Source organism: Nocardia niigatensis NBRC 100131, assembly GCF_000308655.1.
In the GTDB taxonomy this organism is placed as follows: Bacteria; Actinomycetota; Actinomycetes; order Mycobacteriales; family Mycobacteriaceae; genus Nocardia; species Nocardia niigatensis.
In genome coordinates, this window is sequence record NZ_BAGC01000113.1 from 114,535 (window position 1) to 135,764 (window position 21,230).

The following is a 21,230-nucleotide window of genomic DNA, read 5'->3' on the forward strand; positions in this document are numbered from 1 at the left end:
TCAGCGTGGAAGCGACCTGGGTCGAGCAGCCGCATGTGCTGCGTGAATACGCGTTCGTCGCCGACGGTGAGCGGGGCGCGCTGATCGGTCCGCGCGGTGACATCGCGTGGTTGTGCGCACCCCAGTGGGACGGCGCGCCGGTATTCGACACGCTGATCGGGGGCGCGAGCGTGTACTCGGTGACCCCGGACGAGCGCTTCGTGTGGGGCGGCTATTACGACTCCGGCAGCCTGATCTGGAACTCCCGCTGGGTTACCGACTCGGCGGTCATCGAATGCCGCGAGGCGCTGGCCTTTCCTGGAGACGTGCACCGCGCGGTGCTGCTGCGCCGGATCCGCGCGGTGCACGGTGAAGCCCGGGTCATGGTGGAGTTGAACCCGGTTCACGAGTTCGGAACTGCTCCGCTCCGCGACGTCCGGCGCGCCGGAGCGGCCTGGGAGGCATGGTGCGGCCGGCTGCGAGTGCGGTGGAGTGGGGCGGCCGAAGCGGTGTTCGACGAGAACCCGCGCTGCCCGGGCTGGCGGCTGCTGGTTCGAGTGCCGCCCGGTCGGTATCACGACCTGGTGCTCGAGCTGTCGGACACCGGCTTGCCCGACACGGTGCCGGATCCGGAAACCTGCTGGACGGCAACCGAATCCGGATGGAAGCGGGAGACCCCCGCACTGCGCGCGAATGCCGCTCCCCGCGACGCGTCCCACGCGTATGCCGTTCTGCGCGGTATGACCAGTGCCGGCGGCGGCATGGTCGCCGCGGCCACCACGGGATTGCCGGAACGGGCCGAGCGGGGCGCCAACTACGACTATCGATACGTCTGGATCCGCGACCAGTGCCTGGCCGGGCAGTCGGCCGCCGCGTCCGGAGCGCTGCCGCTGCTCGATTCGGCTGTCCGCTTCACCGCCGAACGGCTGCTCGCCGACGGCCCCGCCCTGATGCCCGCGTACACGCTCCGAGGCGATGCGGTGCCGGCCGGCCGCGACGTCGACCTGCCGGGCTACCCGGGCGGCAAGGCGGTCGTCGGCAATCGGGTGCGGGACCAGTTCCAGCTCGACGTCTTCGGTGAGGCACTGCTGGCCTTCGCGGCCGCCGCCCGCCACGACCACCTGCCCGCCGATTATCGCCGAGCGGTCACGCTCGCAGTGGAAGCCATTGCCGCGCGCCGTGATCGCCCCGATGCCGGCATCTGGGAAATCGACGATGAGCACTGGACGCACTCACGACTGATCTGCGCGGCCGGATTGCGCGCGGTGGCCGAACACCCCGCCACCGGGGCTGACCCCGCGGCCTGCACTCACCTGGCAGACACGCTGGTGTCGGAGGCGGCCCGTACCAGCCTGCACCCCACCGGACACTGGCAACGGTCGCCACAGCATCCGGAAGTGGACGCCGCTCTGTTACTACCGATCATCCGGGGCGCCCTTCCGCCCGGCGATCCACGCGATCGAGCCACGGTCGCCGCGATCGCACGCGATTTGTCCAGCGACTTCTACGTGTACCGCTACCGCGAAGGATCGACCCCACTGGGCGGCAACGAGGGCGCGTTCCTGCTGTGCGGATTCGCCATGGCGATCGCGACAGCCGACCTCGGCCGACCCGTCCTGGCCGCCCGCTATTTCGAACGCAACCGCGCTGCCTGCGGCACCCCGGGCCTGTTTGCCGAGGAATTCGACGTCACCCAGCGCCAGCTTCGCGGCAACCTCCCGCAGGCATTCGTCCACGCGCTGCTGCTGGAGGCAGCCGATCATCCAGCTCTGCAACGAGAATGGGCAGAACTCGAAGGCGATGCACCGAACTCGGCTGTTGTCCGTGCATGATCCAGACCGAACCAAACGTTTGGTCTGTTTGTGTCCGATTGTGTGGACTCGGGGTCGGTGAAGGTCCCCGGGGTGGCCGATGGTTGGTGGTTGTGCTGTCGATTTGTCCCGTATCTGAGTATCAGCCGATAGCTTGGGGTTCGCTGATGTAAGCAGCATTGCTTGCTGCGAGGTAGGAAAGGGCAGGTTCCTCGTGGATGCGAATGATCTTGGGGCTCGGTTGAATCTGGTGTTCGAGATGTGGGAGCGGCGGCACGGACGTCCGCTGTCCGATCAGATGGTCGCCGAATGGCTCACCGCCGCAGGCTATCCCGTCACCGCTGACTATCTGGGCAGCCTGCGCCGCAGCCCATCCGGCGGCGCGCCCGCGGTGCTGCGGCGGGGATTGGCGGAGGTGTTCGATGTCGATCCGAGCTTCTTCGCCGTCAACCCGGTGCTGTCCCACGCCGCCGATGACGGTGTTGTCGCGGAATTCGAGAATCGGTCGCTGCGACGGCTCGCCCGGCTCGCGCAGGGCATGCCGTTACGCACCCTGCTCTACCTCGATGGGCTCGCGGAGACGCTGCGCCGGGCCGAACACCTCCCCGACCCGGCGCACACCGCCTGGATCTGAGACCGGCCGTTCTGTCCGGACCGCGGGGATGGCTATAGGGTTGCCGCGTGGATGAGGCGATCCGGGGACTGCGGGCGGTGCGACATTTCCGGGCCGATCCCGTCGGGGTCTCCGTGGTCGAGCGAATCGTCGATACGGCCCGCTGGACCGGTTCCGCGCGCAACCGTCAACCCTGGCGCTTCGTCGCCGCCACCGATCCGGATGCGCGGCGCGCGCTGTCCCGACTCGGCGGCTATGCCGTCCACCTCGCTGCGGCGCCCCTGGTACTGGTTCTGGCCTCTCGGGACAACGGCTTCGCCGACACCGAATTCGACATGGGCCGCCTGACTCAGTCCGTGTGCCTGGCCGCCGCCGAGCAGGGGCTCGGAAGCTGCCCGACCACGTTGTTTCCCGCCGAGAACGTTTCTCGCGCAGCCGAATTGCTCCGGCTCGGCCCGGGTTGGCTGCCACGGCACGCCATTGCCCTCGGGTACCCAGCACTCCTGGCCGGCGCGCCGAACGCGATTCCGAGCGGGCGTCTTTCGGTCGCCGAACTGCTGAGCTGGATCTAGCCGACTCGTGCCGCGACGGCACGGTGATCGTGGCGCCGGGCCTTCCGAAGCCTCACATCGCCGGTCCCTCCGGATTGGAGTGGATCACAAGATTCGCACAGAGTGTGGCTGCCGGCGGTGCCGACGGAGTTGACTTCGCCGCACGGCGGCGAGTTCGGGCGGAACTGTCGCTGGTGACGACCGGCGCTGGAGGGCTCCATGACACTTGCGTCCGAACGGCGAATTCGCCTCCGCCACCGGGTACTGCGGGGTGTGGCGCACCTGCTGGCCGTGGCGGCGCTGTGTGCCACGAGCGCTGTCGCAGGGGCCGATCCCGCACCCGGATCGGAGAATTCCGATCGCTCCTACCTCGCGCGGGTCGAAACGGTCACACCCGTGGTCCAGGACCTGTTCGTCCATTCGGGCTCGATGCGCACCACTATCCGGGTCCGGGTGCTGCGGGCCGCCGATCCCGGGAGGCCCGCCCCCGCGCTGTATCTGCTCAATGGCGCGAACGGGGGAGTGGGCGGAAGCTGGTACGACGAAACCGATGTCGCGCAGTTCTTCGCCGGCAAGCAGGTCAATGTGGTGATCCCGATCGGCGGCGCGGGCAGCTACTTCGCCGACTGGCGAGCCGACGATCCGGTGCTCGGGCGGGTGCGGTGGTCCACGTTCCTGACCAGAGAACTGCCGCCCATCGTGGACGGCGCGCTGAACGGGTCCGGCGCCGATGCGATCGCGGGGATTTCCATGGCGGGCACCTCGGTGTTCCAGCTCGGTGAGAGCGCGCCGGGGCTCTATCGGGCGATCGGGTCCTACAGCGGCTGCGTGCAGACCAGTGATCCGCAGGGTCAGGCGTACGTCAGCGCGGTCGTCGGCCGATGGGGTGGCAACGTCGCCAATATGTGGGGGCCGCCGGGCGATCCCGAATGGCGGGAACAGGATCCGTACCTGCAGGCCGACCGGCTACGCGGCACCGCGGTGTACGTTTCGGCGGGCAATGGGATACCCGGTCCGCTCGACACGCCCGACGCGCTGCACGGCGACCTGCTCCAGCTGACCTGGCAGTTGCTCTTCGGCAGCCCGCTCGAGGTGCTCGCCGACGGCTGCACTCACCGCCTGCGGGATCGGTTGCAGCAGCTCGGGATTCCCGCCACCTTCGACTTCAGATCGACGGGAACGCACTCGTGGGGGTACTGGCAGGAGGATCTGCACAAGTCCTGGCCGATGTTCGAAGCCGCCCTGAACCGCTCGAATTGATCCGCCCCATGGCGAGTGGCCCTCGGGCTCACAGCCGCGACGCCCAGAGGCGCCGCGCGTGCGGTGCGGGGCCGTCAGGAAGGTCCGGCGCGGGAAACGGTCGGCGTAGGCGGCAACGATCGGCGCGACCGTCACAGGGGGTATATGCAAGTGTCGGTTCCGTGCGGCGGGCCACCGTGTGCGTGAACCGTGGCTGATACCCCCAGGGGGTGATGTGCCGTGCGGGGCTATGATGGCTGACGTGGCTGATCAGCGCCTTGCACCGGGAGCGACCGGATACGTCCGGCTGCTCGGAGTGCTGGTGCTGCTGGTCGGAATCGCCGCCATGCATGCGGGCGTGTTCTCGGCCCACTCCGGTGCCGCGGGTTCCGAGATGTCCTCGGCGATGGTCGCGATGCCCTCCGGTCCGCAGCCGGCACACGACGGCGGGACGCACGGCGCCCACCCCGGCGGCCACGGGCTCACCCACGCCTGCGAGTTCTTCGTGCTCTCCACTGTGACGATCGCGATCGGCCTCGTCCTGCTGCTCTGGGCCGGAGACCGGCCGCGTGACGCCCACCCGCCTCATTCCCAGACCGGGCGGATCCATCGAGCCCGTCCACCGCCGTGGACCATTCTCACCCTGGCCGAACTGTCGATTCTGCGGATCTGACAGGTCCGCCGCGCCCTCTCGGGTCGCGGCCGACTTCGTGATCCCGGCCGCCGCCGGCGCGCGGCGTGCCCCCCATTCGACGAACCAGGAAAAGCCATGTCCTCCAATCGTTTTCCCCTCGCCTTACCGCTGAACCGGCGCGGATTCCTAGCGCTCGGAGCGGGCGCCGCGGCGGCCGCGACACTGGCCGCGTGCACGAAGAACACCACGGCCGCATCGACTCTCGTGCAGCCCGACTCCGACGCCGTCCGGGTCGCGGAGGCCGCGCGCCGCACCGCCGGGGCCACCGTCCGCGACGTGACGCTGCGCGCCGAACCGACCACCGTCGACCTCGGTGGCGTGCAGGTGCCGACCTGGGCGTTCGGGGGCGCGGTGCCCGGACCCGAAATCCGCATCACCAAAGGCGATGTCGTACGCGCCCAGGTCACGAACGCGCTGCCCGCTCCGGCGACGGTGCACTGGCACGGTATCGCGCTGCGCAACGATATGGACGGCGTCCCCGGCGTCACCCAGCCGGCGATCGCGGCCGGAAGCAGCTTCGGCTACGAGTTCACCGCGCCGGACCCCGGCACCTACTTCTTCCATCCGCACGTCGGGGTGCAACTCGACCGGGGCCTGTACGCGCCGCTCATCGTCGAGGATCCCGCCGACGGCCGCGACTACGACACCGAAGCGATTGTGGTGCTCGACGATTGGCTCGACGGCGTCAATGGCCGCGACCCGGACAAGGAGCTGCAAGCCCTGCGCGACAAGGGCATGACGGGCATGAACATGGGCGGCATGCCGGGCATGAACCACGCCGGAATGACCATGGGCTCCGGAATGTCCACGCCCGCAGACCCGAACGCGCCACTCGGCTCCGACACCGGCGACGTCACCTACCCGTACTTCCTGATCAACGGCCGGTTGGGCAGCGACCCCGCCGTCTTCACCGCGCGACCGGGTCAGCGCATGCGGCTGCGGATCATCAATGCCGCCGCGGACGCCGCGTTCCGGATCGCCCTCGGCGGGCACCAGATGCGGGTCACGCACACGGACGGCTTCCCGGTCCAGCCGATCACGACAGCGAGCCTGCTCATCGGCATGGGCGAACGCTACGACGTCGTCGTCGAACTGGCGGACGGCGCCTTCCCGCTGATCGCCGCCGCAGAAGGCAGGACCGGCCGCGGCTTCGCGCTCATCCGCACCGGCGGCGGCACCCCACCCCCGGTCGACGTGCAACCGGCCGAACTCGCCGTCGCGCCATTGACGGCCGACCGCCTCACCGCCGCCGAACCGGTTCGCCTGCAAGCGAAGCGGCCCGACCGGACCCTCGACGTCACCCTCGGCTCCGACATGAGGAAGTACATCTGGACCCTCAACGGCAAGGCCTACCCCGACCACACCGCGCTCGATGTGACCCAGGGCCAGCGGATCCGCTTGCGCTTCCGCAACCAGACCATGATGTTCCACCCCATGCACCTGCACGGCCACACCTTCCAGCTCGTCAACCGAGCCGGATCCGGCCCCCGTAAGGACACGTCGATCGTGCTGCCCATGCAAACAGTCGAAGTCGACTTCGACGCCGACAACCCCGGCCAGTGGATGCTGCACTGCCACAACGCCTACCACGGCGAAGCGGGAATGATGAGCATCCTCTCCTACGTGCGTTGACCGTGTCCCGGCCCCTGCGCCGCCGTAGCGGCGGGGCAGGGGCCGGCGTTGCCCGCCAGTACTCGGTCCGGAACGGACCGATCAGGCCTTGCTGAGTCGGTCGGCCAGGACTGTGGCGCGTGCCAGTTGGACCTTGCGGGCCTGGCCGGAGGCGAAGGCCATGAGGCCGAAGGGGGTCCGGAGGCGGAGTTCGTCTTCGATGTGGGTCCCTTGCGGGGTGGTGGTGAGGTCGAAGCGGTAGGCCATGTGCACCCCACCAGGGCTGTCGACCTCACCCCAGACGGCCTTGCCGGGCGCCCCGAGAAGGGACACTCGGATGCGGTTGTCGTATTTCAGGCCGAGGAGCCGGAACCGTTCGACCGCCACGTAGGAGTCGTCCCGCACGTCCTCGACGGCCACGACCAGCGGCGACAGGCCGATGTAGTTCTCGGGCCGAATCAGATGCTCATAGACCGCTTCCACGGGCGCGGGGACGGTGAACGCGTTACGGAGAATCTTGTCCGGCATTCCCGAACCTTAGCGGTCAGGCTGACGGTGGGCTCGGCGACCACGGGCTGATCCCGGCATGATCTGAAAATGGCTGCTCGGCAGCAGGTTTCGACTCGCCACGGTCACGGTCAACTCCCGCTGTCCCCGAACCGGTTTCGAATCACGACCCGCTCCGACCTCTCCTCGGCGCGGAGCATCACCATTGCCCGGGTCAAAGTCGGAGCGAACAGCTCGTCCTCACCCCGCTCGATCATCCGCTCGACCGCGGCATTGATCTCCCTCGCCGCGGCTACGAGAGCCTGCGCCGAATGCCGATACGAACTGGTAGGAATCCGCCCCGGCTCCCGAGACGGATTCATCCTCCCCAGCAGATCGACCGCCCGCAGCAGATAGTGCGCCAGCTCTTTCTCCGCAGCCGTCAATCCAGGTAGACGCTCAGGTGTTGAAGCCACCGCGATCGATCCCTTCGGCGTTCTCGATACCCCAGCGCGACGATACGCTCACCGATCGGTACCGCCCACCGCTGTGCCAGGTCCGCTGACGTTGGTCCTTCGGTCCTGAATCGATTGTCGCCAAAGGGATTTGTTCTGCATGTTCTTGTGGGAATGGATAAGTCGTCCAAGGATGTTCGGGTGGGGTTGGGTGGGATGGACATTGGAGTGAGGGGGGAACTTGCTTAGTGTTCGGTGGCAGCTGGGTTGTCTGGATACCTGGATGTGGGAAAGCAAGGAATCGTTTTGAATGAGATCATGAGTGCTGAGAAAGTTGATGAGCTGGATTTCGGGTATGGGTCCGGCAATCGGCTGGAGATGGCTGATGGGGCGGTGCTGTACTACGAGCAGTACGGGGCCGAATCGGGGCGGGACCTGGTGTTTCTGAACAACTACTTCATTGTTGCGCCGCTGTGGAAGAATTTCAGCGCGGAGTTGGCGAAGCAGTATCGGGTGGTGGCCTACGATCTGCGTAATCAGGGGGAATCTACCGCGTACGAAGAGGTTTCGTACGACTCGCATCTCGAGGACTTGCGGACACTGATCACCGAGCTCGGGGTCGAACGTCCGATCCTGGTCGCGACTTCGGACTCCACCCTGCTGGCCAGGGAGTTCGCGCTGCGTTACCCCGAGATGGTCGGGGGTCTGGCCTTGTTCGGGCCGGTGTTCAACGCGGTCGGGGGTCGTCGCCGTAAGAGGCTCATGCAATCCTGGCGGACCGGGCTCACCGAAGTGGGATTCACCTATCTGTACGACATCGTCTATCCGCTCATCTATTCGCACTACACCACCGAATACGGTGGCAGCGCGGCCTATCTCGCGCTGAAAGAGCGGTATATGACGCACTGCCGGCACGAGCAGCTCATCGCCAACTTGAGTGCCGCGCTGACCGTGGACGACGATCCCGCCCGCCTGCGCGAACTGCGGTGCCCGGTATTGCTGGCGGCGGGTGAACACGATTTCCAGGCCACTCCGCCGATGCTGCGCGAGCTCGCCGAACTTATTCCGGATGCGCGCGTGGAAACGATTCCCACGGCGGGGCACGCCGTATTCTTCGAGACGACAGCCGAATTCGAGGCGACGATCGCCCGATTCGTCGAGTCGATCCGAGACTGAACGCCTTCCATGGATCCGATCAGTGATCTGCTGCAGCGCGCGGCGGAGAAACACGGTGCTCGGATTGCGCTGTCCGACGGCGGCGACCAGAGCTGCACCTACGAGCAGCTGCCTCCCGCGGTGAGTGCCGCCGCGGCATGGTTGCGCCGCGAGATCCCGCGGGGACCATGCCTACTGCTGCCCGGGAACTCCGTCGACGACGTGGTCCTGATTCTCGGAGCCCTGGTCTCGGGGTTGGTGCCGATGATCGGCGACCGGGCCTGGAGCGACCACGAGGTCTCCGAAATCATCCGGTGCACAGGCGCGTCGGCCCTGGTCAGCGCCGACGCCACCGCCGACCGGCGCACTTTCGACAACGGCGAGGCGCGCGGCGTCGACCGGGTATCACCGTCCGCGGACACCGCCGACCTGAGCGGAGTACGATTCGGCCGATTCACCTCCGGAAGCTCTGGAACGCCCCGGTGTCTCGGCTTTCCGATCGACGCGATGCTCAACTCGGGCGAGGCCTGGCGCAGCGCCGCCGGCCTCACCGACGCGGACACCGTCGTGTGCCTGGCCTCCCTGAACAACGGTCTGGCCTTCAATACCTCACTGCTGCCGGTATTTCAGGCGGGAGCGCGTTTGGTATTGCCGAAGGTCAGGATGATTCCGTCCTCTTTGTCCAACGCCATCGCCTCCCTGTCGCCCACTGTGCTGGTGGCGTTCCCTTTCGTCTACGAATCCCTGATGGCCCGAAACCCGGTCCGATTCCGCACGATTCGACTCGCGGTGAGCTCAGCAGCCAGATTGCGGCCCGACACCGCCGAGCAGTGGCTCGATACGCAGGGAACCGGGATCTGCAACTACTACGGGCTGGCCGAGGTCGGCCCGGTGACCTTCAACAACGGCCGCGTCGACGCCTCACTGGGCCGCGCGCTGCCGGGCGTCGAGATCGAAGCCGAGGGGACGCAGGCGCATCCGGCGCGACTGCGGGTCCGTACACGCTCGATGGCCCTGCGCTACCTGGACGATCGGCAACCGGAATTCGCCGAGCGCATCGACGCCGACGGCTTCTTCCGTACCCAGGACAACGGCTACCTGGTCGACGGTGACCTGTTCGTCGCCGGTCGCGTGGACCAGATCGTGAACCTGGCCGGCCGCAAGATCGACCCTGGCGAAGTCGCACTGGTACTGCGCGCCCACCCGGCGGTGACCGAGGTGCTGGTGCGTGGTGAGGACACGGAGTCCGGTCCGGTCCTGTGCGCCTATGTCGAATCGGCGACGGCCTCGCGGCAGGAGCTCGTCGATCACTGCCGGAAGACACTCGCCCAGTTCAAGATTCCGCAGCACTGGTCGATTCGGCCCGCGCTGCCACGATCGTCGGCCGGCAAGGTGCTGGCCGGCCGTCTGAGCATGAAAGGGATGGCCACACATGACGCCTGAGGAAGTACTGGAGAGCCTGATCGCGATCGTTGCCGAGGAGGGCCAGGTCGAGCCCGCGCAGATCGGCTTCGGTCCGGGGTCGCTGCGAGATCTCGGGTTGAGCTCCCTGACGCATCTGCGCATCCTCGTCGCCATCGAGGACGCGTTCGGCATCGAATGGGACGACAATGTGGACGAGACGATCCTCAGTGATTTGCACGCCATGCGCGATCACCTGGTCGGACTGCTCGGCGCCCATGCCTGAGCCGGTCGATCGTCAGCCGTGCACGCCCGCTGAACGGACCCTCGCGCGAAACCTGGCGCTCGGCAGCCGCCGTCTCTCGGCCGCGGGACACGACGATTTCAACCAGGGCCAGATCTCGGCCCGGCTGCCGCGCTCGAGCCGGTTTCTCATCAAGAGCGCACTGTGCGGCTTCAGTGAGGCCAGGCCCGGGGACATGATCTTCGCCGATGTCGACCACGAGCGGCCGGCCGATCCCATGGCGCCACCGGAACTGCCATTGCATCAGGCGATCTACGCGGCCCGTCCGGATGTGGGCGCGATCGTGCACAGCCACGCCCCGAACACGCTCGTGTTCGGGGCCCTGGAGGCCGAACTGCGGGCGGTGTCGCACGACGCCGCCCCGTTCGTCCAGCGCTGTCCGCGATTCACCCTGACCAGCAACACCATTCTGGACTTCGAGACCGGCGCCGCCGTAGCCGCCGAACTCGGCGGCAACGACGCGGTGTTGCTGCGCAATCACGGCGGAGTCATCGCGGGGCGCACCCTGCGGCATGCCGTGGTGGCCGCACAGCTGCTGGAACGCGCCTGTGACCTCCAACTGCGCGCGATGGCCGCGGGAGTGCCGTTCTCGCACTCCTCCCCAGCCGACATCGAAGCCAAACGCGCCTTCATCTACAGCGATACCGCGGTCAAGAGCTACTGGGACTATTGCGTGCGGGAGATCCGCGTGACCATGCCCGAAGTCGCGAGCTGGGACGATCCGGCGGACGCCGGATGATCCGGCTCGAACAGGTCCTCGCGCGCCAGCACCTCACCGCCTCCACGTCACGAGTCCGCCCGCGCTTCAAGGAAATCGGTTCGGTGTGCGTGCGCGGACCCCTCCTCGATCACGACCGCGAAGCCGGATTGTGCCAGGTGCAGGCGGTGCTGGAAGCCGCCTACGGATACCGCGCGGTGGAGGGTGGCCGGCTGCGCCGCCACGCGCCCTCGGCGGGCGGGCTCTACCCGACCGAAGTGCTGTGCGTGGCATGGTGTTCGAGCGGCTGGACGGTACTCGGCTACGACTTCCGGGTCGGCCGATTCCGGGAGTTCCCCGCCGACGCCGATGCGCTGGCCGCACAGTGCGGGCTGGTGCCCGGCCGGGCCGCACTGGTGCTGACCAGCACACTCTGGCGGACGGTGCAGCGCTACGGCTATCGCGGCTACCGCTACTGCCTGTTGGACGCCGGGGTCGTGATGGGAAATCTCGCGGCGGTCGCCAGTGCCACGGAATTCGAGATATCCGCACTGCCGCAATACCTTTCGGATCGCATTGGAACGATGCTCGAGCTACCCGAGTGTGAAATCGTCGTCGGCGCAGTCGTTTTCGATTGCCTCGCCGGATCCGGCGGGCTCGCGGTGCGGTCGCCGGGCACGCGAGAACCGCGCATCCCACTGGAGAGCGCTCCACGCATGGCCGCCGAGCTGGAACGCAGTATCCGGCTCGATCGAACGCTGCGCTCACCCGGCTCGCCGAGCGGCGCGGTGACACTGATCAGCCGGTTCCCGTGTGCTGCGGGCGAAACCATCGAACTGCTCTGGGCGCGCAGGTCCGCGCGGGGATTCCGGCGTGGGTTCGTGGACCCGGACCGATTCGCGGCTCTGCGCGAAAACGTGGCGACCCTGATCTCCGCCTGGCCGGGAGCGCCCGGCCTGCGCCTGGGCTACCTGGTCCGCGATCAACGGCTGCTGCCCGCCGGGCTGGAAGACCGCTCGATGACCCGACTGCTCGATGCCGATTCCGAAGCGATCACTCGCTTGTTCGGAAACCAGCCGCTGCTGGCGGACTCGGATCTGTTCCTGATCGTCGGCCTTCCCCGCGCAGGGGGATCCGAGCGCCCGGCGAACTTCCGCCCCGAACTGCTGCACTGCGGGGTCCTGGCCTCGGGCGTCGGCCTGATCGCCACCGCGACCGGCTCGGCGCACACCATCGTCGGCGGTTTCGACGACCCTGCCCTCGCGTCCCTCTTCGACCAGTCGATGCTGCCCGTGATGGCCATCGCGTTCGGCGGCCCTTCCGCACGGGACACCAAGAACGACACCGGACCGGAAAGGGAGTGACAGGATGCACACCGATCCTGCCGACGACCGTATCGACGCCGTATTGTCCACGCTTACAGCGGAATCGGTTGCCACGTACGAACGTGCGGGCGAACACCCCGGTGAGCTGTTCCGCGGACTGCTGGGCACCGGCCTGGCAGATCTCGTGGTCTCACCCGATCCTCACCCGGGCGATCGCTGGCGCTTCTGCGATCGCATCGCGCGGATCTGCCGGCACTGGGTCGGTCTGGGGGAGTCCATCCACTACCAGGTGCTGGCCACCTGCGGCCTGGCCGCCGGCGGCACCCCGGCCCAGCGGGAGCGCTATCTCGACGCCATGAAGGCCGGGACGGTGATCGCCGCGAACTGCTTCAACGAGGAGCGCGCCGGATCGGATCTGGCGGCCATGACGACCACCGCGCAGCGGGTGCCCGAAGGATTCGTCCTGACCGGCACCAAACAGTGGATCGGGCACGCGCAGATCGCCGACATCCTGTTCGTCTACGCCAGAACCGGAAAGGGCGGGCTGGGTGGCATCACCTGCTTCCTGGTCGAAACCGGCAACCCCGGCGTCACCATCACCCCGCGCCCGAAAACCGCCGGTGCGTCCAGCCTTCCGTCCGGCGACATCGACTTCGACTCGGTGGTGCTGTCACCGGACTCGGTGGTCGGCCGGATCAACCGGGGCATGGTCGCCGGATCCCAGCTGTTCGGCCAGGGCCGCCTCGGCGTGGCCGCCTGTGCGCTCGGGCTCGCACGTGCGGCGCTGGAACGGGCGTTGGAGTACGGCAACACGCACGAGCAGTTCGGCCGCCCCATCGCGGACTTCCAGGGCATCGCCTTCCCGATCGCGGAAGCCAGCACCGAGATCGCGGCCGCGCGGGCCCTGTTGCGGGAAGCGTGCGACGCCGTCCAGCACCGGGACCGTGCCGCCGAACTGCTGGCCGCGCAAGCGAAATTGAAGGCCGCGGCCGCGGCCCGGCAAGCCACCGACCTGGCCATCCGCACGCTGGCCTCGCGCACCTTCGACGAGCGCGAGGCGGTGCTGCGGTGGTCGGCGGAAGCGCACCTGCTCGAAATCGTGCAGGGCACACCGGAAATTCAGAAACTCGCCATCATGTCTCACCTGGGTTAGGACGAATCGCCCATGCTGCCAACCTCGTTCGGTTGTTTCCTCCCGCCGTTCCACCACCCCGCCGCGGATCCCTGGCACGCACTGCACGACGACATCGAATTGTGCCTGCTCGCCGAAGAACTCGGATTCGACGAACTCTGGATCGGTGAACATCACTCGGGCGGATGGGCCACCCTGAGCTCACCCGACCTGCTGCTCGCCGCGATCGCCCGGGAGACCCGGCGAATCCGGCTGGGAACCGGGGTCGTTCCGCTCCCGCTGCATCACCCGCTGCAGGTGGCGCAGCGTGCCCTGCTGCTCGATCACCTCAGCCGCGGCCGGACGATGCTGGGCTGCGGGCCGGGCGCGCTGGTTCAGGATTTCGAGATGCTCGGAGTCGATCCGCTCACCGCCAGAGCGCATTTCTCCGCCGCCCTGGACACCGTCGCCGCGCTGTTGCGCGGGGAGCTGGTGGACGTCCGGACGCCGTGGTTCACCGCCGCCGAGGCGCATCTGCAGTTGCGGCCGTATCGCGACCCGGTCGAGCTGGTCTGCGCGTCCTCACTCGGTGACGCCGCGATAACCGAACTGACCGGTGTGGACGCGGCCCCGCTCGTGCACCTCGCCCAGCCCTGGGGCGTGGTCCGGGCGGGCGGGGACAACGACCCGGTCGGCGCCCTCGCCGATCGAGTCGCTACCTGGCGTGCACGCTCGCCCCGGCCGATCCGGCTCAGCGTCTTCGTCCACGTCTCGGATTCGCGCGCGGCGGGTGTCGCCGAGGTCCTGCCGGGCTGGCTGGATCAGCGGCTGGGCATGTACCGGGACACCCTGGGCATGCCGATTCCCAAGTCGGAGGCCACGAATCGCGCCGCGCTGGAATGGCTGATCGACACTGGAAGCTACATCGTCGGACCGCCGGACGACTGTGCCGCGCAGCTGCGGAGTCTCGCCGACCGGCTGGGCGGGCTGGACAATGTCACGGTCTTCGTCCCGGGCTGGTTGCCGAAACCCGCGGTGCGACAGAGCCTCACCGCATTCGCCCGGGAGGTCGTCCCCGCGCTGCGCGGCGCCCATGCCGGCGTGGACCAGGCCCAGCGGACCGCCCGGGCGCAGGCCGGGCGGCGGGCGGAGGTACGGGCCGCGATGGCCGCGACTCCGGTCGCCTGAGTCGCCGCCATCGGGTGGAGGGGATTCCGCCAAGAAACTACTCACCCGACGACGGCGACCCGGAAATCGCCTGTGTATCACCGCACAGGCGACCGCGGGCCGCGCGGGCCCGCAGCCTTCGACGCCGAATCCGGCGTCAGCTCTTGCCGGCTCCGCCGAGACCGAAGCGGCGCAGACCCCGTGCGGACAGGGCGCGCATGGCGGACTCCATGATCCCGAAGTTGCCGGGGGAGTACGGGAACCAGAGAAGTTCCTTCTTCTGGGTGGGCAGCGCCGGGGCGGTGATGGCCTTCTGACGGCAGTACTTGCGCACTCCGTTGGCGCCGCCCCAGCGGTACCCGGTGCCGGACTTCCCCCAGCCGCCGTGCGGGATGGTGAAGTTGAACAGGTTGATCACCGAGTCGTTGATATTGACCGCGCCCACATTCAGCCGGCGAGCGATGCGCTGAGCCCGGGCCCGATCGCGGGTCCAGACCGTGGCAGACAATCCGAAGACGGAGTCATTGGCCAGCGCGATGGCCTCGGCCTCGCCGGCGACCTTCATCACCGGAATGGTAGGTCCGAAGGTCTCCTCGGTGATGCAGGACATGGTGTGGTCGACGTCCACCAGAACGGTGGGCTCGAAGAAGGTGCCGACACCGGTGGCCCGGCCGCCGGTGAGCGCCTTGGCTCCCGCCGAAATCGCCTCGTTCACATGGCGTTCCACGATTCCGAGCTGAGTTTCGTTGGCGAGCGCGCCGACATCGAATCGGCAGTCGCGGTCATCCTGGCCCAGCCGCAGTTCCTTCACGTGCGCGACGAGCTTGTCGACGAAGGCGTCGTAGACGGCGGCCTCCACGTAGACCCGCTCGATGGAGATGCACAGCTGGCCGGCATTGACCAAGGCGCCGTAGGCGATTCCGTACGCGGCCCGGTCGAGATCGGCGTCGGCGAGCACGATGGCGGGATCCTTGCCGCCGAGTTCGAGGCTGTAGGGCAGCATCCGCTCGGCACACGCCACACCGATCTTCTGCCCGGTCGGCACGGAACCGGTGAACTGCACGTAGTCGACATTGTCGATGACCGCCCGGCCGGTGTCACCGCGGCCGGACACCACCGCGAACACCGGCGGCGCGCCGATCTCGGCCCAGCCGCGCTCCAGCACCAGCGGCGTCAGCGGGGTGACCTCGGAGGGCTTGTGCAGCACCGCCGCACCGGCGGCGAGCGCGGGCACCAGATCCGCGATGCCCATACCGAGCGGAAAGTTCCACGGGGTGATCACACCGACCACCGGATACGGCTGGTACACCGTGGTCAGGCGCTTGACGCGCATGAGCGGCGTATGCGGCGCCGGATGCTGGTCGGCGAGGAACTTGCCCGCGTGGCGGGCCCAGTAGCCGAGCTGGTCGACCGCGAAGGCGATCTCGACGCGGGCGTCGATGCGGGGTTTGGCGGACTCGGATTGAATGGCATCCGCCAACTCCTCGGCGTGGTCGAGCACCCAGTCCTGAAGTGCCAGTAGCCATTTGCGGCGGCCATCCGCCCCGATGGCCTCCCACTCCGGCTGCGCGCGCCGCAATGCGTCGGCCGTCGCGCCGACCTGCTCGGCCGAGGCGATCGCCACGGTGCCGGCGACCTCCCCGGTGGCGGGGTTCCGTACCTCGATGATGCTGTCCGAGTCTCGCTGGCCGGAGCTGAGGCTGCTCTCGTGCGAGTTCTGCGGCGCGGCTTGAGTATTCGTCACGTCTGCTCCTGTACGCGGCGGTCCGAACGATCGGCCCGGCGACGATCGCCGCGCCGATCCGGATGGTGGCACGGGAACGGGCGATCGGGACTGGACGAATCCGACGAACGCGGGCTCGGCGATTTGTGCAGACGATCCGATCGGCAAGGTCGGCGCGCCGCCGAGACCGGCGCCGAATTTCGATCGAATTCCATGGTGTGATGGCGGGTGCCGTCACATACTCTGGGTAGTCGTCTCACCCTGGGGGTTGCCGAACGTGTCCGTTGTAAGCCAGACCGCAGAAGCGTGGCTGCATCGCCTGATCTCCGAGCTGCTGGAGGGAACCCGCCTAGAAGCGATGGTCGACTACACCGACCTCCATATCCTGCGGGATGTGCCCGAACTCGATACCCACAAGCTGCGCTCCCGGCTGCACGTGAGTTCGGCCGCACTGGGCCGGACCATGCTGCCGACCCTCGTCACCGCCGTCACGCCCCACGAGTTGCCCGATGAAGCCCACGCCCTCGCCGAGTCGATCGCTCGCAGCGACCTCGACCTGACAGTGCTGCTGCGGGTCTACCGGTCCGGTCAGCAGGCCATGATCCGGACGTTCTCCGAACACGTCCGATCCGCCGGGCTGGACATCGCCACCACCGCCGAGCTGTCCATGCACCTGGCCGCCCGGGTGACGGACTGGGCGGGTGTGGCGGTCGAGAATCTCACCGGCACTTTCGCTTCCGAGCAGCGGCTGGACCAGCCCAGCAGCGTGGCCCGGCGCCGTCAGACGGTCCGGGCCCTCATTGCCGGAGCCCGGGTCGATCCGGGCGTGGCCGACATGCGCCTGGGATACCGGCTCGACGACTCACATCTCGCCTTCATCCTCTGGCAGGACGACGGCGACGAGCCGATGAGTCTGGAGCGGAGCGCCAGACAGATAGCGGCGCAACTCGACTCGCGTGGCGTGTGCACGGTCCCGGGCGGTGATCGCACGGTCTGGGGGTGGGCCCGTACCGCCCGCTGGCCCGGGATCGAGACGTCGGCGGTGATCGCCGGGAGCCCGGTACGTGTGGCCTTCGGCCTGCCGGCCGCCGGAACCGCGGGTTTCCGGCGCAGTCATCTCGAAGCGCTGGCGGCGCAGCGGATGCTGCGCCGGGCGGCCAGGCCAGGACACGTGGTGTTCTACGACTCCGTCGAGCTGGAGCACCTGATCAGCCAGGACGACGCGGCCATGGGGGCCTTCGTCGAACGCGAACTCGCGCGGATCTGCGGAAGCGACGCGAACTCGGTCCGCCTGCGCGAGACGCTGGGCTGCTATCTCGAATCCATGTGCAGCATCGAATCGACCGCCCGCGAACTGGGCGTGCACCGCAATACGATTCGGTACCGCCTGGAGCGCATCGAACAGCTGCTCGGACATTCCATCGAGAGCCGGCGGCTCAAACTCGAAGTCGCGCTGAAATGTTCGGAGACGCTCGGAACCCGCGGCATCGCGCTGGAGAGTGACAAGTAGCCCCCTACCTGCCGAGTCGACCGGCCAATCGGGTGGCGTTCATATGAGCGATGGCCTCGATGGACACCATCGGATTGACGCCCGACGCGGTCGGGAAACAGGAACCGTCCGCCACGACGACGTTCGGCACGTCCCAGGTCGCGCCGTCGGGGTCGGTGGCCGAGGAGTCCGGGGAACCGCCCATCCGGGCCGACCCCATGATGTGCAGCGCTCCCATCGCGCACCGACCCGGTGCGTAGCCCGTCCGATGAGTGTCTTCGAGGAAAGCGGCCCGGGTTTCGGGCCGCAGCGGGTCGTAGGTGGTCGAGTTCTGGTGCCCGGTGAAGATCTGCCGGGCGCCCGCCGCCTCGAGAATCCGGGTCGCGCCCTCGATGCCGGCCCTGACGTGGGCAGTGTCGTGCGCGGAAAGCCGGTATCGGACAACGGGATTACCCTTCCGGTCGACACCGACCGTGCCGTGATCGCGATCGCGGGTGATGATGCCGACCGGGACCGAATGCGCGAACCGCGACATGATCGCGCGATGCGCGGCGCTGCCGGTCCAGCGGGTGAAACCCACCGTCATGGCCGGTGTCATGGGCCCGGTTTCGTAGATCACCCCGTATCCGGCCCCGTCCAGGTCGCGGTGCTCGGCGGAATAGCGGGTCTGCATCCCGCCCTCCCACCCCCTGATCTCCTCGCCGAATACCCCGAAAACGGCGGTGGCGGGGTGCAATCGCAGGTACCTGCCGATGTTCTCGTTCCGCAGGCCCGACCGCCGCAGCAGCGCCGGGGTCTGCACGGCGCCGGCCGCGGCCACCACCGCGCGGGCGCGGATCCGAATTCGGTGTCCGCCGTTCGTGATCCCGGTGACGCCGGTCGCGTGGCCGTGTCGGAGCTCGATCTCGCGGACCTCGGTTCCGGTCAGCAATCGCGCGCCGGCCTGCGCGGCATCGTCGAGCCAGGTCTTGACCACCGACTGCTTGGCGCCGAGACGGCAGCCCAAACCGCATCTGCCGCACTCGATTCCGGCGTCGCAGTGCCGGACATTGCGAGGCAGCTCATCGACATGCCAGCCGAGGGCCCGGAGTCCGCGCTCGAGGACGGTGTCGCGGGCGGACGGCGGCGAATGGTCGACGTTCACCCCGATCCGGGCCGAGACGAGATCCAGCGCCCGCGAGTATTCCGCCGAGGCGAACTGGGTGGCGCCCAGCCCGGCCCATTCCGTGCGCACATCGTCGGGCGTGCGCAGCGAGGTCGACCAATTGACGACGGTCCCGCCGCCCACGCAGGTTCCGGCGACGAGCGCCAGTTGCCCTTCGGCCGTCCGCGCCGGGCCCGGGGCGTACAGGTTCAGCAGACCGTCGATCTCGGGCCGGCCGAAGTCCGCGTCGTCGTAGTACTCGCCGCGCTCGACGACCATCACATCCAGCCCGGCCTCCGCGAGGACGCCGGCGGCGACGCCGCCGCCCGCGCCGGAGCCGACGACCACCACGTCGCAGTCGAAATCCGTGTCGCGCGCGGGGCGCAGCGGAACCAGCCTCGGCGCGGGCGCGTCCGGCCGCGGGCCGGGAGCGGGCGGGAATCCGATCGACTCCCAATACGGGTGCTGCCCAGCGGGATTCGGTGCGGCGTAGTAGCCGGTCAGGGCAGCGGTCTTCAGCGCTTGGAAGACACCGCGGACCGGTTCGAACCGTGATTCGGCCAGCCTCAGCAGAAGCCGTTCCCGCTCCTGCTGTGTCGAGTCCGAGAAGCGCCGTGGGCCGTTGCCGGTCAGCATGGAGAAGGCGCGGGTGTCCCAGATGTCGAGCAGCCGAAGGAAGGTGCGCTGTTCGGCCGTGCTGGGATTGCGGGCGAGCAATCGCACGACCGTGTCGGGCGCATCCATGTCGGATGCGCTCGGTAGCTGCGCGCCGTCACCCGGCGTGAACGCATCGCAGATGAGTCCCAGCACATATCGCTGATGGGAGGTCGGTTGCATGGGCACCTCTTTGTGCGGGTGGAGGTCTGGATATCGCCGGCGGCATTCGCGGGCGAGCGATTCGAATCCAGGGGATCGCCGGTGCTTCCGGCCGATGAAAGTTCTCACGGACACAAGTCGTTAGTCAACACACCGATCCCGTTCGGGGGCGGGCTTGTTCGGCTCGGCCTCGGTTTCTGGATATCTGGCACAAGGTGCGCCGCCACGGATTGGGCGAGACGGCCATGGGGCGGCGTCGGATTCTCGGATAGCTTCCACGGCGACCGATGAATCACCTGCGTCCAATAGGTTGTTTCGTGCGTGAATTGAATAGTTTGATCGACGATCTGATTACCCGGGTACCGCCGGAATCGACGCCGGGACAAGAATTCCTCGAGGCCCAGTTCGATGCCGGACTGGCCTGGGTGCACCACCCGCGCGGGCTCGGCGGTCTCGAACTTCCGGAGTCGCTGCAGCACGAGGTGGACGAGCGGTTGGCCGCGGCCGGCGTGCCGCCCCGATCGGGCCGGCAGCACATGATCGGGGTCGGGATGGTCTCGCCCACCCTCGTCCGATTCGCCGGAGCCGCGAACGCGCGAGCCTGGTTGCGGGCCATATGGTCCGGTGCCGAACTGTGGTGTGAACTCCTGAGCGAGCTCGGTGCCGGATCCGATCTCGCCGGAGTGCAGACGCGCGCCGAGCGGGTCGGCGATCACTGGGAGATCACCGGCGAGAAGGTGTGGACTTCGCTGGCACACACGGCCAGCTGGGGATTGCTGCTGGCCCGCACCGATGTCGAGGCGAGCGATCGGTCCGGGCTGACGTGCTTCGTGTGCGATGTGACCGCACCCGGCGTGCACATCGAGCCGATTCGCCAGGTTACCGGCCAGGCCGAATTCAACCGTGTGACTTTCGATCGCGCCGTGATCCCGGACGGTCACCGTCTGGGCGAGGTGGGCGCGGGATGGCGGGTCGTGCAGCACACGCTCTCCAGTGACCGCGCGACCATCGGCGTCATCGCGGACAGTGATGGCGCGGGGACCGCGACCCATCTCGTCGAACTGTGGAAGTCGGATGCGGGATACCGGAGACGGGCGATCTTCGACGATGTGGTCGATCTGTGGATCGAGTCCCAGGCCGCGCGCTTGGCGGTGCGTTCCGCGCAGCGCGAGCTGGCCGCGGGTGGTATGGGATTGAGCGGCATCGCCGCGAAGATCGCCGTCTCCCGCTCCTGGCAGCGTATCGCCAGTATCGAAATGGAAATGCTCGGACCCCTCGGCTTGCGTTACGACGATTGGAAATTCCGGCGGCCCGATCTCGATGCCGAGGATTCCCGACCGGCCGCCTACCGCTATCTCAGGTCACGCGGTTATTCGATCGAGGGCGGAACGTCGGAAGTCTTGTTGAACACCATCGCGCAGCGCGTGCTCGGCATGCCCAAGTAGCTGACAGTGCTTTT

General features: G+C 68.1%; 18 protein-coding genes. 15 read left to right on the forward strand and 3 right to left on the reverse strand.

The genetic code is table 11. The annotated features are described in order from the left end of the window. Positions 1-5: 5 nt before the first annotated feature. The 6 genes from ON33_RS36000 (at position 6) to ON33_RS36025 (ending at position 6,519) form a co-directional block, all read left to right on the forward strand. Positions 6-1,811 (forward strand): glycoside hydrolase family 15 protein, encoded by a 1,806-nt coding sequence (locus tag ON33_RS36000; protein WP_063711164.1) that lies wholly within the window; start codon positions 6-8, stop codon positions 1,809-1,811. A gap of 193 nt (positions 1,812-2,004) precedes the next feature. Then, positions 2,005-2,424: a hypothetical protein gene (locus ON33_RS36005; protein ID WP_169336881.1), complete on the forward strand. Its 420-nt coding sequence runs from the start codon at positions 2,005-2,007 to the stop codon at positions 2,422-2,424. A 47-nt stretch (positions 2,425-2,471) separates the two neighbouring features. Beyond that, positions 2,472-2,975 carry a nitroreductase family protein gene (locus tag ON33_RS36010; protein WP_040863630.1) on the forward strand — a complete coding sequence of 168 codons (504 nt, stop codon included), beginning with the start codon at positions 2,472-2,474 and terminating at the stop codon, positions 2,973-2,975. 198 nt (positions 2,976-3,173) lie between these two features. Next, on the forward strand, positions 3,174-4,214 hold the full coding sequence (locus ON33_RS36015; RefSeq protein WP_051153386.1) for an alpha/beta hydrolase: 1,041 nt from the start codon (positions 3,174-3,176) through the stop codon (positions 4,212-4,214). 241 nt (positions 4,215-4,455) lie between these two features. After that, entirely contained in the window at positions 4,456-4,866 is a 411-nt protein-coding gene (locus ON33_RS36020; RefSeq protein WP_245551143.1) for a DUF6153 family protein, read from the forward strand. A 96-nt stretch (positions 4,867-4,962) separates the two neighbouring features. Further along, positions 4,963-6,519 (forward strand): multicopper oxidase family protein, encoded by a 1,557-nt coding sequence (locus tag ON33_RS36025; protein ID WP_040863632.1) that lies wholly within the window; start codon positions 4,963-4,965, stop codon positions 6,517-6,519. Between the two features lie 81 nt (positions 6,520-6,600). On the opposite strand, the gene ON33_RS36030 is transcribed toward ON33_RS36025, so the two are convergent. Continuing rightward, positions 6,601-7,026 (reverse strand): SRPBCC family protein, encoded by a 426-nt coding sequence (locus ON33_RS36030; protein WP_040863633.1) that lies wholly within the window; start codon positions 7,024-7,026, stop codon positions 6,601-6,603. Positions 7,027-7,724: 698 nt separating this feature from the next. On the opposite strand from ON33_RS36030, the gene ON33_RS36040 reads away from it, so the two are divergent. From ON33_RS36040 to ON33_RS36070, 7 genes are read left to right on the forward strand one after another with little or no spacing between them, the layout of a single operon-like run. Continuing rightward, the gene (locus ON33_RS36040) at positions 7,725-8,615 is read left to right on the forward strand and encodes an alpha/beta fold hydrolase (protein ID WP_051153387.1); all 891 of its coding nucleotides are present in this window, start codon (positions 7,725-7,727) and stop codon (positions 8,613-8,615) included. Positions 8,616-8,624: 9 nt separating this feature from the next. Next, the gene (locus ON33_RS36045) at positions 8,625-10,037 is read left to right on the forward strand and encodes a class I adenylate-forming enzyme family protein (RefSeq protein WP_040863635.1); all 1,413 of its coding nucleotides are present in this window, start codon (positions 8,625-8,627) and stop codon (positions 10,035-10,037) included. Then, positions 10,027-10,281, forward strand: coding sequence for an acyl carrier protein (locus tag ON33_RS36050; RefSeq protein ID WP_040863636.1), 255 nt, complete (start codon positions 10,027-10,029; stop codon positions 10,279-10,281). The genes ON33_RS36045 and ON33_RS36050 overlap by 11 nt, the downstream gene beginning before the upstream one ends. Continuing rightward, positions 10,274-11,038: a class II aldolase/adducin family protein gene (locus ON33_RS36055; RefSeq protein WP_051153388.1), complete on the forward strand. Its 765-nt coding sequence runs from the start codon at positions 10,274-10,276 to the stop codon at positions 11,036-11,038. The genes ON33_RS36050 and ON33_RS36055 overlap by 8 nt, the downstream gene beginning before the upstream one ends. After that, positions 11,035-12,360 carry a nitroreductase family protein gene (locus ON33_RS36060; RefSeq protein ID WP_040863637.1) on the forward strand — a complete coding sequence of 442 codons (1,326 nt, stop codon included), beginning with the start codon at positions 11,035-11,037 and terminating at the stop codon, positions 12,358-12,360. Before ON33_RS36055 ends, ON33_RS36060 begins: the two co-directional genes overlap by 4 nt. A 4-nt stretch (positions 12,361-12,364) precedes the next feature. Then, positions 12,365-13,474 carry an acyl-CoA dehydrogenase family protein gene (locus ON33_RS36065; RefSeq protein WP_051153389.1) on the forward strand — a complete coding sequence of 370 codons (1,110 nt, stop codon included), beginning with the start codon at positions 12,365-12,367 and terminating at the stop codon, positions 13,472-13,474. Between the two features lie 12 nt (positions 13,475-13,486). Further along, positions 13,487-14,620, forward strand: coding sequence for an LLM class flavin-dependent oxidoreductase (locus tag ON33_RS36070; protein ID WP_051153390.1), 1,134 nt, complete (start codon positions 13,487-13,489; stop codon positions 14,618-14,620). Between the two features lie 136 nt (positions 14,621-14,756). On the opposite strand, the gene ON33_RS36075 is transcribed toward ON33_RS36070, so the two are convergent. Next, entirely contained in the window at positions 14,757-16,343 is a 1,587-nt protein-coding gene (locus tag ON33_RS36075) for an aldehyde dehydrogenase family protein (RefSeq protein ID WP_083869566.1), read from the reverse strand. 256 nt (positions 16,344-16,599) lie between these two features. On the opposite strand from ON33_RS36075, the gene ON33_RS38910 reads away from it, so the two are divergent. Continuing rightward, positions 16,600-17,832, forward strand: a complete 1,233-nt coding sequence (locus tag ON33_RS38910; protein WP_157184922.1) for a PucR family transcriptional regulator — start codon at positions 16,600-16,602, stop codon at positions 17,830-17,832. 4 nt (positions 17,833-17,836) lie between these two features. Here ON33_RS38910 and ON33_RS36085 read toward each other — a convergent pair whose 3' ends face one another. Beyond that, a complete protein-coding gene (locus tag ON33_RS36085) occupies positions 17,837-19,792 on the reverse strand; it encodes a GMC family oxidoreductase N-terminal domain-containing protein (RefSeq protein WP_040863732.1) in 1,956 nt (651 codons plus the stop codon). Positions 19,793-20,088: 296 nt separating this feature from the next. Here ON33_RS36085 and ON33_RS36090 point away from each other — a divergent pair, with 296 nt between their 5' ends. Continuing rightward, a complete protein-coding gene (locus ON33_RS36090; protein ID WP_218001566.1) occupies positions 20,089-21,216 on the forward strand; it encodes an acyl-CoA dehydrogenase family protein in 1,128 nt (375 codons plus the stop codon). The last annotated feature ends 14 nt before the right edge of the window (positions 21,217-21,230 follow it).

Excerpts from the sequence above, each read along its gene's own strand:
- ON33_RS36030 (WP_040863633.1), bottom strand. The coding sequence starts at position 7,026 with ATGCCGGACAAGATTCTCCGTAACGCGTTCACCGTCCCCGCGCCCGTG.
- ON33_RS36050 (WP_040863636.1), top strand. The coding sequence starts at position 10,027 with ATGACGCCTGAGGAAGTACTGGAGAGCCTGATCGCGATCGTTGCCGAG.
- ON33_RS36070 (WP_051153390.1), top strand. The coding sequence starts at position 13,487 with ATGCTGCCAACCTCGTTCGGTTGTTTCCTCCCGCCGTTCCACCACCCC.
- ON33_RS36025 (WP_040863632.1), top strand. The coding sequence starts at position 4,963 with ATGTCCTCCAATCGTTTTCCCCTCGCCTTACCGCTGAACCGGCGCGGA.
- ON33_RS36045 (WP_040863635.1), top strand. The coding sequence starts at position 8,625 with ATGGATCCGATCAGTGATCTGCTGCAGCGCGCGGCGGAGAAACACGGT.
- ON33_RS36060 (WP_040863637.1), top strand. The coding sequence starts at position 11,035 with ATGATCCGGCTCGAACAGGTCCTCGCGCGCCAGCACCTCACCGCCTCC.
- ON33_RS36055 (WP_051153388.1), top strand. The coding sequence starts at position 10,274 with ATGCCTGAGCCGGTCGATCGTCAGCCGTGCACGCCCGCTGAACGGACC.
- ON33_RS36065 (WP_051153389.1), top strand. The coding sequence starts at position 12,365 with ATGCACACCGATCCTGCCGACGACCGTATCGACGCCGTATTGTCCACG.
- ON33_RS36085 (WP_040863732.1), bottom strand. The coding sequence starts at position 19,792 with ATGCAACCGACCTCCCATCAGCGATATGTGCTGGGACTCATCTGCGAT.
- ON33_RS36015 (WP_051153386.1), top strand. The coding sequence starts at position 3,174 with ATGACACTTGCGTCCGAACGGCGAATTCGCCTCCGCCACCGGGTACTG.